Annotated in this window: 10 protein-coding genes; 6 read left to right on the plus strand and 4 right to left on the minus strand. The window is 72.7% G+C overall.

Features of this window, described 5'->3' with window-relative positions; translation table 11 throughout:
* Positions 1 to 70: 70 nt before the first annotated feature.
* The gene (locus ACPA54_RS26360) at positions 71 to 1126 is read right to left on the minus strand and encodes an NADH-quinone oxidoreductase subunit B family protein (protein ID WP_423533783.1); all 1056 of its coding nucleotides are present in this window, start codon (positions 1124 to 1126) and stop codon (positions 71 to 73) included.
* Positions 1127 to 1465: 339 nt separating this feature from the next.
* A complete protein-coding gene (locus ACPA54_RS26365; protein WP_423533784.1) occupies positions 1466 to 1717 on the minus strand; it encodes a lipopolysaccharide assembly protein LapA domain-containing protein in 252 nt (83 codons plus the stop codon).
* Between the two features lie 519 nt (positions 1718 to 2236).
* On the opposite strand from ACPA54_RS26365, the gene ACPA54_RS26370 reads away from it, so the two are divergent.
* The 4 genes from ACPA54_RS26370 to ACPA54_RS26385 all read left to right on the plus strand — a co-directional run bounded on the left by ACPA54_RS26370 (position 2237) and on the right by ACPA54_RS26385 (position 6784).
* Positions 2237 to 3328: a polyprenyl synthetase family protein gene (locus ACPA54_RS26370; protein ID WP_423533786.1), complete on the plus strand. Its 1092-nt coding sequence runs from the start codon at positions 2237 to 2239 to the stop codon at positions 3326 to 3328.
* Positions 3329 to 3383: 55 nt separating this feature from the next.
* Entirely contained in the window at positions 3384 to 4664 is a 1281-nt protein-coding gene (locus ACPA54_RS26375; RefSeq protein WP_423533788.1) for a hypothetical protein, read from the plus strand.
* A 334-nt stretch (positions 4665 to 4998) separates the two neighbouring features.
* On the plus strand, positions 4999 to 5568 hold the full coding sequence (locus ACPA54_RS26380; RefSeq protein ID WP_423533789.1) for a TetR/AcrR family transcriptional regulator: 570 nt from the start codon (positions 4999 to 5001) through the stop codon (positions 5566 to 5568).
* A 37-nt stretch (positions 5569 to 5605) separates the two neighbouring features.
* Positions 5606 to 6784, plus strand: coding sequence for a GDSL-type esterase/lipase family protein (locus ACPA54_RS26385; protein ID WP_423533791.1), 1179 nt, complete (start codon positions 5606 to 5608; stop codon positions 6782 to 6784).
* A 176-nt stretch (positions 6785 to 6960) separates the two neighbouring features.
* Here the strand turns inward: ACPA54_RS26385 and ACPA54_RS26390 are convergent, their stop codons facing one another.
* Together ACPA54_RS26390 and ACPA54_RS26395 are read right to left on the minus strand one after the other, a co-directional pair.
* The gene (locus tag ACPA54_RS26390; protein ID WP_423533793.1) at positions 6961 to 7596 is read right to left on the minus strand and encodes a DUF6790 family protein; all 636 of its coding nucleotides are present in this window, start codon (positions 7594 to 7596) and stop codon (positions 6961 to 6963) included.
* Positions 7597 to 7662: 66 nt separating this feature from the next.
* Positions 7663 to 8328 carry a hemerythrin domain-containing protein gene (locus ACPA54_RS26395; RefSeq protein WP_423533795.1) on the minus strand — a complete coding sequence of 222 codons (666 nt, stop codon included), beginning with the start codon at positions 8326 to 8328 and terminating at the stop codon, positions 7663 to 7665.
* A 181-nt stretch (positions 8329 to 8509) separates the two neighbouring features.
* Here ACPA54_RS26395 and ACPA54_RS26400 point away from each other — a divergent pair, with 181 nt between their 5' ends.
* Both ACPA54_RS26400 and ACPA54_RS26405 read left to right on the plus strand, forming a co-directional pair.
* Complete coding sequence (locus ACPA54_RS26400; protein ID WP_423533797.1) at positions 8510 to 11893, plus strand: ATP-binding protein; 3384 nt, start codon at positions 8510 to 8512, stop codon at positions 11891 to 11893.
* Positions 11894 to 11906: 13 nt separating this feature from the next.
* Positions 11907 to 12290 carry a hypothetical protein gene (locus tag ACPA54_RS26405; protein WP_423533798.1) on the plus strand — a complete coding sequence of 128 codons (384 nt, stop codon included), beginning with the start codon at positions 11907 to 11909 and terminating at the stop codon, positions 12288 to 12290.
* Positions 12291 to 12474: the final 184 nt, after the last annotated feature.

Consider the following 12474-nt stretch of genomic DNA (forward strand, 5'->3'; position numbering starts at 1 on the left):
TGCGCGAGATGACTCGGGTATGCGGCGACCGCCGCCACGGCTGCGTGCGTGGCGGCGGTCGCCGGGGCGGTCACCAGGGTGGGCGGTAGCCGGTCGTGATGCGCTCGCCGGTGTGCCGCCACTTGGGTTCCTTGTCGACGGTCTTGAGGGTCATCGCGCGCAGGCGGCGGATGACCGCGCCGTACGCCGAGCTGGCGTCGGTCGACACGATCGATCCGGGCGGCGCGTCCATGAAGGGCATGAACTTGTCCGGGAAGCCGGGCATCGTGCAGGCGATGCAGATGCCGCCCACGTTGGGGCAGCCGCCGACGCCGTTGATCCAGCCGCGCTTGGGCACGTTGCACTTGACCACCGGGCCCCAGCAGCCGAGCCGGACCAGGCATTCCGGGCTGCCGTACTCGTCGGCGAACTGGCCCTGCTCGTAGTAGCCGCCGCGGTCGCAGCCCTCGTGCACGGTGGCCCCGAACAGCCAGCGCGGACGCAGCTTGTCGTCGAGCGGGATCATCGGCGCCGACCCGGCGAGCTGGTACAGCAGGTAGGTCAGCGTCTCGGCGAAGTTGTCCGGCTGGATCGGGCAACCGGGCACGCACACGATCGGCAGGCCAGCCTTCGACGTCCAGTCCCAGCCGAGGTAGTCCGGAACGCCCATGGCGCCGGTCGGGTTGCCCTCCATGGCGTGGATGCCGCCGTACGTCGCGCACGTGCCGATCGCGACGACCGCGGTCGCCTTGGGGGCGAGCCGGTCCAGCCACTCGCTGGTGGTGATCGGCTGGCCGGTCTCCGGGTCGTCGCCGAAGCCGCACCAGTAGCCCTCGGGCTTGATCGACTCGTTGGGGATCGAGCCTTCGACCACGAGGACGAACGGCTCCAGTTCGCCGCGGTCGGCCTTGAAGAACCACTCGACGAAGTTGTCGGCGCCCTGGACGGGGCCGCATTCGAAGTCGATCAGCGGCCAGTGCACCGCGATCGGCGGCAGGCCTGGCAGCGCGCCGGTGACGATCTCCTCGATGCTCGGCTGCATCGCGGCGGTCAGTGACACCGAGTCGCCGTCACAGCTGAGTCCGGCGTTGATCCACAGAATGTGCACCACGTCGGTATCGGAGGCGGTGGTCGCTGCAGCACCCATGAGGATGCCTCCTCAGACACGAGAGCTTGGGACAAAACGCCCAGACAACTTCATATCAGCCGAGACACCGGCCGTCGCGGTGACGGGGCCCCGGGATCCCCCGTATGCCGAATCCCTCACCCGTGTGCCCCAATCGCCGCTTGCGGCAGGCCGGTTCGCCCGAACGGCGGCACATGGGGAGGACGGGCGCAGGCATGGCGATACGCCCGCACGCCCGCTGCGGAGCGGGTTGGGGCCTTGCGGGCATCGCTACACGCCCGTGCGGGACGGGTCTCGGGTTCGGGTCTTGCGGGCAGGCGGCGTTCGCGCCTTCAGCCGTGCGGGGACACCTCGGGTCGCTCAGCGTCTGCGCGACCGGAGCCAGGGGAAGATCGAGCCGACCACGGCCCCCAGGAGGAAGATCACCAGGATCCAGAGCCAGGTGGCCATGGAGAAGTACCAGCCCAGGAAGTGGACCTCCTGGGACCCGGTGTTCTGGAAGATGAAGATGAGCGCGACGGCCGTGAGCAGCACGGCCACCACAAGCTTCGCGGTGACGCCCCTGCGCTTGTGTTCCACGGGTTGTGCGGGTCGTGCGGGTTGTGCGGACATGGTGGGTTCCTTGCTGTCGGGAAGGCCGGCACGCGCCCGGCAACGCGGGATCTCCCGCTGTGGGCTTCAGGCCACGGCCGACACCACATCACTCCCATGGTTTCTCGTGATCTTGCCGCCTGCATCCTGGTGGCGTTCCCGGGGCCGGATTGACAGCCGAGGGATGCCGTGCATGCCGATTGATACGCACGAACGCGTGGTGCCCCCGAGCCCAGCGTTTGGGGGTCGGCCGCGGCGGCAGCCGCGTGCACCGAGTCGGCGCGACCTCCTTCCATCGCCCGCGGTCCGCTACGCCGAGCTGAAAGGAGGTACGAGGCCGTACCGACGAGGCAACACCGACGGGTGGGCTCAGCCCTGTCCGCGGACCGGTGGCGCCCCGCAACGCCACGAGAAGTGTAGCCGCGGGGGCCTGACACCAGGCCCGGCCGAGCCGGTCGCGGAACCTTCTCGCCGACGGCTTCGCCGCACGGTCACCGGTCCGGGCGCCGCCTACGACCCGACCACTGGAAAGCTGGACCGGTGAACGACACGATCACTGCAGCCCGGCGGCGTGCGGCCGGGCATCAGCGCCGGTTCGACGACCGGTTCGCGGCGTACTTCGACTCGCTGACCGACCCCGCGGGCGGCGCGCTCGAACTCCCGCCGCGCGGGCAGTTCCCCCGGGATGCGCTCGCGCTCCTCCGGGACATGGCGATGCGCGGCGGGAAGCGTCTGCGCGTCGCCCTCCTCCACGAGGCCGCGGCTTTGGTCGCCGACGAGCCGGTGCCGGGCCTCGACGAGGCCGCCATCAGCGTCGAGCTCCTGCAGGCCCACGGTCTGATCCACGACGACATCATCGACGACTCGCCGATGCGCCGCGGCGGCCGGTCGGTCTACTACGCCTACCGCGACCGGTTACCGGACCAGCAGGACACCGCCCTGGCCTTGGCCGTTCTGGCCGGCGACCTTGCGGCGTTCCTCGCGCAGCGGGTGCTGCTGAGTTCCGGACTGCCGCCGGACCGGGCGGCGGCGATGGCCGCCGTGCAGGCCGACGTGGGCGCCGCCGCGGTCCTCGGGCAGTTCCTGGACCTGGAACGCGACTTCGGCCCGGTGCCCGATCTGGACCTGCTGCACGCGGTCACCGAGTTCAAGTCCACCCGGTACTCCGTGCTCGCGCCGCTGCGCCTCGGGTTGCTCGCCGCGGGTGTCGATCCGGCGCCGTACGACGGTGAACTGCGCCGCTACGCCTCCGCGCTCGGCATCGCCAACCAGCTCCGCGACGACTGGCTCGACCTGTTCGGGGACCCCGGCACCGTGGACAAGCCGCTCGGGGCCGACATCAGGTCCGGCCGTCGCAGCTACGCCGTCCGCGAGCTTCTGGCCGCCGCAGACCCCTCCGAACGCTCCTATCTGGAGGCTGTCTTGGGGGATGCCGAAAGCGGCGAGGACACCATCGACCGGGTCCGCCGCATCGCCCGCCGGCACGGCGTCGACCGGTCCGTCCAGGCCGAAGCGGACCGGCATGCCCGCAAGGCGGCAGAGGTCGCGGCCACCTGGCACGGGCGCTGGCGGGCGGACGCGGCGACGTTCTTCGAGCACTTGCCGGCCTGGACCGCGAACCGGGACCACTGACCGCGCGACCTGGGGGTGTTAGCCTCGCGCTGTGGCGGGGCAGGAACGCTCACCGATGCCGGTGTACACCGATGACCGGGTGCGGTGGTTCGTGCGCCGGGCCGACGAGCGGATAGCGGCGGATCCGGACACCGAGAAATCGGGGTTGTTCAACGGCAACGTGGCCGTGTCGGACCCGGACCTCGGCGAAGAGGTGAACGTCCGCCGGCCCCTGCCGGTCGGTGAGCGGGAGCCGATGGCCTGGCGCACCTGCTACCAGGAGGGCGAGATCTACCAGGCGCTCGCCGGACGATTCACCAACATCCCCGTCACGTACTACGCGGCGGCCGACGGCAGTGTCCTTTTGCAGCGGTACGAAACCGACGTCGGGCGCCTTCCGCCCAGCGGGACGGCGCTTCCGGACCGGATCGCCGACGAGATGGTGGACATCTGGCACCGCCTGCAGAGCATCCCGCTGCGCGAGCCGTCCGGCCTCATGCCGCCCGATTTCGTGCGGTACCTCGCAAGCCAGGATCCGAACGCCTCGGTTGCGGTACCGAAGACGGCCGACGAATACCGCCGTCTGCACCTCGCCGAGATGGAGGCCACCGTCGGACTCCTCCACCTCCGCTGGGACGGGCTGCTTCCCGCGCTCGGACTCACCCTCGATCCCGCCGCTCCGGCGCGCGACGCGGTCTCCCGTATGCGGGACGGGTCGCTCAGGCCCGCCTACCCGGACATGCACCGAAGCAACGTCGGCATCAAAGACGGGCACGCGTTTCTGTGGGACCCGGAGCTGGTCGGCTGGCACGATCCGCATGACGCGCTGGCCACCTCGGTCGAGTGGGGCCTGAGCCCTGCGGACCAAAGACAACGCATGGTGCACCGGGCGCAGACCATCGCGTCACCCGAGGTCGCCGCGAACCTGCGGTGGAACGTGCCCCATTGGGAGACGTTTCGCAAGATGTTTCTCCCGCTCAAGCAGACTGTCAGGCTGGCCAGCCGGTGCGCGCACATGAACCGCTCGGAAGCGCTGCGCCACATCGAGCAGAGCTCGCTCTATATGACTGGGCGGATCAACAGGGCCAGGGAAATCCTGGGCACCGGCGAAATGGCCCGGGAACAGTTCGTCGAGACCTGCGAGGCGAAGATCCTCCCCGCCGTGGAACAGCGCCGCGCGCTCGGCGTCGCCGCGTTGGGCATGGGTCCGCTGTGGTCCGCGCCATCGGTGTTCGACGTGCCGCCCGGGTGGGCCGAGCGCCGCAACCCGCAGCCTTCCCACGCGACCGAGCCCCGCGCCGGCGGCTACGGCCTCACCCGCGCCGCCGCACTGCAGCCTGGCGGGGCCCGGGGCTGAGGCGGCCACAGGGCCGCGGATGCCGCGGTTCTCCGTGCGGTTCCCCCGCGAATGCAGATACGAGTTCGCGCGGTTCGTCGGGCGTGGCCGACGGGTGGTTGTTCCGGTAGGCGTCGGGGCCGTGCAGTGTCGGGGGGACAGGTCCCAGCGGTTCGGGCTTCCTCGTCGGTGTAGACGCCCAGGCCCGCCCTGGCTCGCGCCAGCGGCGACCTGGGCGTGTGGTCGGCGAGCGCAGGGGGGCTCCTAGCCGCAGCGGTATTTTGCTGCGGCATTTGCCTATAGGATGTAGGTAAATGCATACTAGACATAGGCAAGCTGAGAGTAGGTGATGGTTGTGGTTCGGGCAGGGCTGAGTCCGGAGCGGCTGACGCTCGCCGGGGCGGAACTCGCCGACGAGGCCGGATTCGAGCAGGTGACCCTGTCCGCGCTTGCCCGGCGTTTCGGCGTGAAGCCGGCGAGCCTGTACGCGCACGTGCGGAACTCCCACGAACTCAAGACGCGGATCGCGCTGTTCGCGCTGGAGGAACTCGCCGACCGGGTCGCCGACGCGGTGGCGGGGCGCGCGGGCAAGGACGCGCTGACGGCATTCGCGAACGCCTACCGGGACTACGCCCGTGCGCACCCCGGCCGGTACGAGGCCGCGCGGTACCGGCTCGACCCGCAGACCGCCGCGGCCAGTGCGGGCGTCCGGCACGCGCAGATGACCCGGGCGATCCTGCGCGGTTACGACCTGCCGGAGCCGGACCAGACGCACGCGGTCCGCATGCTGGGCAGCGTGTTCCACGGCTACGCCTCCTTGGAAGCGGCCGGCGCTTTCGCCCACACGGACGTCGCCGCCGAGGAGTCCTGGGCCTGGACCCTGGACTGCCTCGACACCGCCCTGCGAAGCCGGCCCACCCCCTGACCGGCCGCCCCACCCCGGAAGCAAAAGGCTTGAGCCAGTGAGCACCGAAGAGAACCTGATCACCACCCCCGTCACCGCCGACTTCCTGCGCGGGCACCTCGACGTGGAAGAGACCGCGCACGGCCTGCTGCCGCACCGGCTGCCCGCCCGGGCGCGCCGCCAGATCCCCGACGACCTGCTGGCCGTGGCCGAGGCCCAGCCCTCCGGTGTCCGGCTGGCCTTCCGCACCAGCGCCACCACGGTCCGGCTGGACACCCTGCCCACCAAACGCGCCTACCGGGGCGTCCCGCCCCTGCCGGACGGCGTCTACGACCTCCTGGTCGACGGCCGCCTCACCGCCCAGGCCACCGTGGACGGCGGGAATCTCCGCACCATCACCGACATGCAGGCCCAGACCGCGGAATTCACCCCGGGCCCGGCCGGCACCGCCCGCTTCGGCGAACTGCCTGCCGGTGAGAAGGACATCGAGATCTGGCTCCCGCATACGGAGATCACCGAGGTCATCGCCCTGCGCACCGACGCCCCGGTCGCGCCCCTCCCGGACCAGGGGCGCCGGGTGTGGCTGCACCACGGCAGCTCGATCAGCCACGGATCCAACGCCGTGTTCCCCAGCAGCATTTGGCCCGCTCTGGCCGCCTCGCTGGGCGATGTGGACCTGATCAACCTCGGCTTCGGCGGCAGCGCGCTGGTCGACCCGTTCACCGCCCGCGCGATGCGCGACACCCCCGCGGACCTGATCAGCGTCAAGCTCGGCATCAACGTCGTCAACAGCGACGCCATGCGCCTGCGCGCCTTCGCCCCGGCCGTCCACGGCTTCCTCGACACCATCCGCGAGGGCCACCCCACCACCCCGCTGCTCGTGGTCTCCCCCCTCCTGTGTCCGACCCACGAGCACACGCCCGGACCTCTCATGCCGGACTTCTCCGGTGGAACCCTGAAGTTCAAGGCCACCGGCGACCCGGTCGAGACCGCCGCCGGACGACTGACGCTCACGGTCATCCGCGACGTCCTCGCCGACATCGTCCGGCAGCGGTCCGCCGAGGACCCCCACCTCCACTACCTCGACGGACTCGACCTCTACGGCGAGAGCGACCACGACGAGTTGCCCTTGCCGGACGCGATCCACCCCAGTCCCGAAGGCCACCGCCGCATCGGCGAGAACTTCGCCAAGCGCGTCTTCGCGAACGACGGGCCTTTCGCCGTCGCGACGGGCTGAACCGGCTACGCGTCGGGCGAACGGAACGCGGCCGCATGTGCCGGAGACCACCCGTCGGCTCGCCGCGCGCCAACGCCGCGCGGTCGGCCGCGCGACGCGAACGCCCCGGCGCGGCGGGCGAACCGCGGCCGGTTGCGGCGCCCGCGCCCTGAGCGGGTTTGCGGGCGCCGCCATGGTCACGCGCGGTGGGCGAGTCGCGTCGGCGGAGGGCCCGGGGCGCCGTGGGACTGCTCCGCGGCCTGCCCGGCAGGCTGTTCGGCCGCGCCGAGTCGCTGCTCCCGCCAGGCGAGGAGGATCAGGACCGCGGGGATCAGGATGTCGGTGGCCAGCACGCCGCCGGTGTTGCCCGGCTGGTGGTCGCCATGGGCGAACCACTGGTGGACGTGACCGACAGCCGCGCCCCACAGGAACATGCCGGCGCCGAGGCCGGTAATGATGCGCTCGCGGGGCGTGGACGAGCGCGAGGCCGCACGGAAGCCCATGACGGCCAAGCCCAGGTTGGCAAAGGCGATCTCGAACTGGAACGGGCTGCGGGTGAAGCCGATGGCCTCGGCCATCGCGTCAGGCCCGACGAGGAAGGCCGCCGTCATCCACAGGCTGCCGCACCCGAGCGCGGCGACGGCCCACCAGCGTTGCCAGGTCTGCAGCGCGGCCGGCCGCGACGGGCTTCGGCGGGTGCGGACAAGCGCACCGACCGCCGCGGGAGCGGCGACGAGGCCGGCAGGACCCGGTGCGCTACCGGGTTCGAGTCGAGCCGAGCCGTGAGGGCGGTGCCGGGCCGGATGGCCCGCACCGCCCTCACGGGTTTCCACGGCCGGGAGGTGCCTGCCGGGCCGACGCGCTGTCTCCCTCCCCCAGCGCGGCGGCCCGGCGTGCGCTCAGCCGCGGTCCGGGCTGCGGCGCAGGCCGGGGCCGTACAAAGCGGTGTGCCGGCGGTGGTACTTCGGCCACCATACGAAGCGGAACAACAGGCGTACAGGGAGCGGGTGTTGGTCGGCACTGCGGCGCACCGCCGCCGAGTCGGACGCGGCGCACACCCAGCCGAACAGCATCGGGATGCCCTTGCGTCCGAAGGAGCGGATCACCTGCTCGCCGTGTGAATTCCACTCCGCCGCGGTGATGTGCGTCCGGATCAGCGGGACGGCGATGCGCTCCTCGTCGTCGAGGTGCCGTCCCAGCGCGTCGTGCAGGCGGCGCATGGCGGTGGCGCGTTCCACGACCGGGCGGGTGCGGTCCGTAGCGGCGGTGACGTACGGGTCGATCTCCTCGTGCTGTTCGGTGAGCACGTCGAGCAGTGCGGCGGTCTGCGGCGCCCTGCTCACGATCAGCGGCCAGAGGAAGGTGTCTTCCTCGTGGTGGTGATGATGCAGGTGGGACACGACGAAGGTGATCTGGTCCTCGATCAGCGCCCGGTGTGCCTCGTCCCGCGGCCGTTCGACGACCTCGGCGAGGAGGCCGAACTCGGTGCGGAATCCCGCGTGCGCCATCAGGAAGGCGGTCAGGTCGGGTTCGACGTGCCGGTCGGTCTCGGATGCGGTGCTCATGGGTACCCCCCGATCGGGCGGCCTCGGCGGCCGGTGCGGGATCCACGGTGCGTGCCGCGCCATGCGGGTCGGTTGCGGGCGCCTTGCGGGGTTCTTGCAGGTTGCTTGCATCGCAGGTGGGCGGGGCGGGGCGGCGCTATTGTCGACGCGCTCGGGGGTGGGCGCGGGGTGGGGGTGCACGGTGTCGGTCGGTGATTCCGGGCTGCGGATGGGCGTGTTCGGGCCGGTGTGGGCTCGGCGGGACGGTGTGCCGCTGGATCTCGGCGGGCGGCGCCAGCGCGCGGTCCTCGCGATGCTCGTCGCGGCACGCGGGGACGTCGTCTCGGCGCAGCGGTTGGTCGATGCGCTGTGGGGGGACAGCCCGCCTGCCCGGGCCTTGGAAACGCTCCACGCCTATGTGTCGCGGTTGCGGCGTGCCCTGGAGCCGGACCGGCCGGCCCGTTCCCGCGGGGGCCTCATCGCCAGCCGGGCTCCCGGTTACGTGCTTCTCGCCGGCCCGGAGGCCGTGGACGCGTGGTGCTTCGCGGACGCCGTGGCGCACTGGGCGGGGCGGGCCGCCGCGTCTCCGGGGCCGACGCGGGCCGCGCTGACCGCGGCGCTGGGCCTGTGGCGCGGCGATGCGTATGCGGATTGCCCCGACCACCCGTGGGCCGCCGCGGAGTCGGCCCGGCTGGCGGAGCTGCGTCTGCTGGCCCGCGAAGCGGTCGCCGAGGCGCGGCTTGCCGCGGGCGAGTCGGCTCTGCTGGTACCGGAGTTGACGGAGATGGCGGATGCGGAGCCGCTGCGCGAAGAGCGCTGGCGACTGCTCGTGCTGGCGCTGTACCGCGCCGGGCGCCAAGGTGAGGCGTTGGCCGCGCTGCGCCGTTGCCGGGCGGTCCTGGCCGACGAACTGGGGGTGGAGCCCGGGCCGGTGCTGCGTGCCGTGGAAGCCGCGGTCCTGGCCCATGCTCCGGATCTGGACTGGCGGCCCGTGGACGCGCCCGCCGTTTCTCCGTCCTTGGCCCCCGACGTGCCGCCTGCGTCCGCGGACACCCCACCGCGGGTTCCTTCCGTTCCGGAGCCGTGGCTCGTGGGCCGCGACACCGCGTTCGCCGCGCTGGTGGACCTCGCGCTCGGCGGGGGCGAGGGGCCCGCGGGCGGCTCCCGTCCGGTATCCCCCACGGCGATGTCTCCGGCCGTCCGCATCGGCCTGGTCACCGGCGAGGCCGGGTGCGGGAAGACGGTGCTGGCGGAGGCGGTGTCCGCGCGGGCGGCCGCGGCCGGTTGCCGGGTCGCCTGGGGCCGCTGCCCCGAAGTCGAGGGTGCCCCGGCCCTCGGCCCGTGGCCCGCGCTCCTGCGCTCCCTCGGCGCCGACGCGGCGACTCCCGGTCTCTCCGCGCTTCTCGGACCGGAGGCGCCCGACGCGGATGCCGCGGCCGACGCTTCCGACCCGCTGGCGCGCCGCTACCGCCTCCACCAGGCCGCCGCCGCGTTTCTCGGCGCCGAGGCCCGTCGGCAGCCTCTGCTCCTGGTTGTCGACGACGCGCACCGCGCCGACGAGGACACGCTCGGCATGCTGGCGCACGTTCTCGGTGCGCTTGCCGACGTGCCCGTCCGCCTGCTGCTGACATACCGCGCGACCGCGGCCGGTGACGCGTTCCGCGCCGTCCTCGCCGCGTTGGCTGACCGGCGCCCGCTGCGCATCGACCTGGGCCCGTTGCCCGACGCCGACATCGCCGTGCTCGTCCGGCACGCCGCGGACCGGCCGCTGGATGCCGCGATAGTGGCCGCGGCTGCCGCCCGCTGCGACGGGAACCCTTTCTACGCACAGGAGTTGGGCCGGGTGCTGGCGGCCGAGGGCAGCCTCGACGACGTGCCTGAGGGCATCCGCGACGTCGTCGCGCACCGGGTGGCCCGGCTGCCTTCCGGCGCCCCGGTGGTCCTGCGGCTGGCCGCCATCGCCGGGCGCGACATCGACGTCGACCTGCTCACCGAATTGTCCGGCCTCCCCGAGGACGACGTGCTGGACGCCCTCGATGCCGCGCACGTCGCCGGGCTCGTCGAGGCCGACGGCGACCGGCTGCGTTTCCACCACGTGCTGGTCCAGGAAGCGCTGTACCGGCAGACGTCGCCGGTCCGCCGCTCCCGTCGGCACGCCCAGGTCGCCGAAGCCCTCGAACGCCTGCGGTCCGACGACTCCCCCGCGCTCGCCCGCCACTACGCCGCGGCGGGCCCCGCGTATGCCGACCGGGCGCGCGCCCACGCGGTGCGCGCCGCCGAACAGGCCGAGAGCAGATCGGCGTTCGCCGAAGCCGCCGCCTTGTGGCGGCAGGCCGTCGCCGCGACCGCCGACCCCGCGGGACGGCTCCCGCTGCTCGTGGCGCTGTGCCGGGCCGAGGGTGTGCGGGGCAATGCGCAAGGTGCCATTCAGGCCCGCGACCAGGCTCTGGAACTCGCCCGGCCGCTGGGCGACCGCGACCTGCTCACCCGGGCGGTCACGGCCTGGAGTGTGCCGACGCCGTGGATGCACCGCCGCTACCGGGACCACGACCCGGTGCTCATCGCCGAGATCCGCGGCCTGCTGGCCGACGTCCAGGACCCGTCCGACCGCTGCCGGCTGCTGTGCGCGCTGGTCAACGAACTGGAGCCGGCCGGCGATCCGGCGATGTCGGAAGCCGCCTTGGCGGCCGAGGTCCTCGCCGCCGAATCGGGGGACCCGGACCTCATCGGGCTGGCGGGGGCGGCGCGGCTGCGCGTCACGTATTCCGAACCGGTGGCCGAACGCCGCGCCGTCGCGGAGCGCCTCCTCGACGCCGGCCGGCGGCACGGGCGCCCGCACATGTTCGTACTCGGCCACTACAGCGCCTATCAGGCCGCCGCCGCACGCGGGCGTATCGACGAATTCGACCGGCACCTCGCGCAAGTCGAGGCGACCGCCCGGACCTACCGGCTCGGCAGCGCCGCGCAGCCCCTCCAAGCCGCCCGCGCGCTGCGCTCCTCACTGGCCGGACAAACCGCCGAGGCCGAGCACGAATACGGCGAACTGGCGCGGCTCATGGACGCGCAGGGCGGCCACGGCGGCTTCGGCCTTGCGATCCTCGGCCGCCTCGCCGTCCGCGAGACCGCCGGCGGCGTCGCCGAACTACTCCCCCTGCTCCGGGCCCTGCACGCCCAGGCACCGCTCACCCAGCGCGAGCCGCTCGCCATGGCCTTGGTCGCCGTGGGCGACCTCGCCGAGGCACGCCGGTTCTGGCTGCCCGACGCCCCGGTTCCCCGCGACTTCTTCGCGCACATGTGCCATGCGCTGCGCACCCGCATCGCGATCGCGTTGGATCTCCCCGAGGCGGCGAAGGCCGCGTACGCCGCTTTGGAACCGCACCGCGCCGACCTTGCCGGGGCCGTGTCGGGATCGATCACCCTCGCACCGGTCGCGCAGTACCTGGGCGATGTCGCCGCGTATCTCGGCGACCCGGGCACCGCCGCCGCGCACTACGCCGAAGCCCTCGCCCTCGCCCGGACCGCCCGCGCCCCGCACTTCGAATCCCGCGCGGCGGCCGCCCTCGCCGCGCTCCCCGAAGGACCCTGAAAGCCGTCGTCCGATGCCACGTCATGTCAGCGGCTTCGAGCCGCCCGCGGACGGCTGGTCGGTCGACCGCGACGACTTACTGGACCGGCTCGCCCGCGCATGGCCGCGGGCGGTCGTGGACCCGATCGGCGACGCGCGCCCGGGCGGTGTGCGCGACGCCACCTGGACGTACGCGGAGCGGGACCTCGCGGTCGAGGGCTGGCTGCAGCGGCCGCACAACGCGATCGTGCTGGACGGAGACGACGAGCTTGTGGCGCAATTCGCGGCCTGGTTCCGCAAGCTGGTGCCGGACGAGATCGAGGTCGTGTTCGCGGACGAAGGATATTGGGCGCATGTGATTCTCCCGCCGAACGTCACACCCGAGGACGTCATGCGGCTGTACGCGGACGAGGATTGACGTCGTGATGGGCGAACACCACTCCCCGGTCGCGGTGCACCGGGGGGGTGGGTTGCGGCGCTGCCGGGTGTCGGAGGCGGGAGGGTCAACATCCCGTCCGCGAACACCTGCGGATCGGGCGATGCCTCGGAGGCGGCATAATCCTGTGCGCCGCGGTCGCCGGATCGCGATGCGCGGCGCCTGA

This window comes from Uniformispora flossi, from assembly GCF_049534875.1.
In the GTDB taxonomy this organism is placed as follows: domain Bacteria; phylum Actinomycetota; class Actinomycetes; order Streptomycetales; family Streptomycetaceae; genus Yinghuangia; species Yinghuangia aomiensis.

Bases quoted from the DNA above. Each gene is read 5' to 3' on its own strand.
- ACPA54_RS26395 (WP_423533795.1), bottom strand. From the start codon at position 8,328: ATGAGCACCGCATCCGAGACCGACCGGCACGTCGAACCCGACCTGACC.
- ACPA54_RS26405 (WP_423533798.1), top strand. From the start codon at position 11,907: ATGCCACGTCATGTCAGCGGCTTCGAGCCGCCCGCGGACGGCTGGTCG.
- ACPA54_RS26365 (WP_423533784.1), bottom strand. From the start codon at position 1,717: ATGTCCGCACAACCCGCACGACCCGCACAACCCGTGGAACACAAGCGC.
- ACPA54_RS26375 (WP_423533788.1), top strand. From the start codon at position 3,384: ATGCCGGTGTACACCGATGACCGGGTGCGGTGGTTCGTGCGCCGGGCC.
- ACPA54_RS26360 (WP_423533783.1), bottom strand. From the start codon at position 1,126: ATGGGTGCTGCAGCGACCACCGCCTCCGATACCGACGTGGTGCACATT.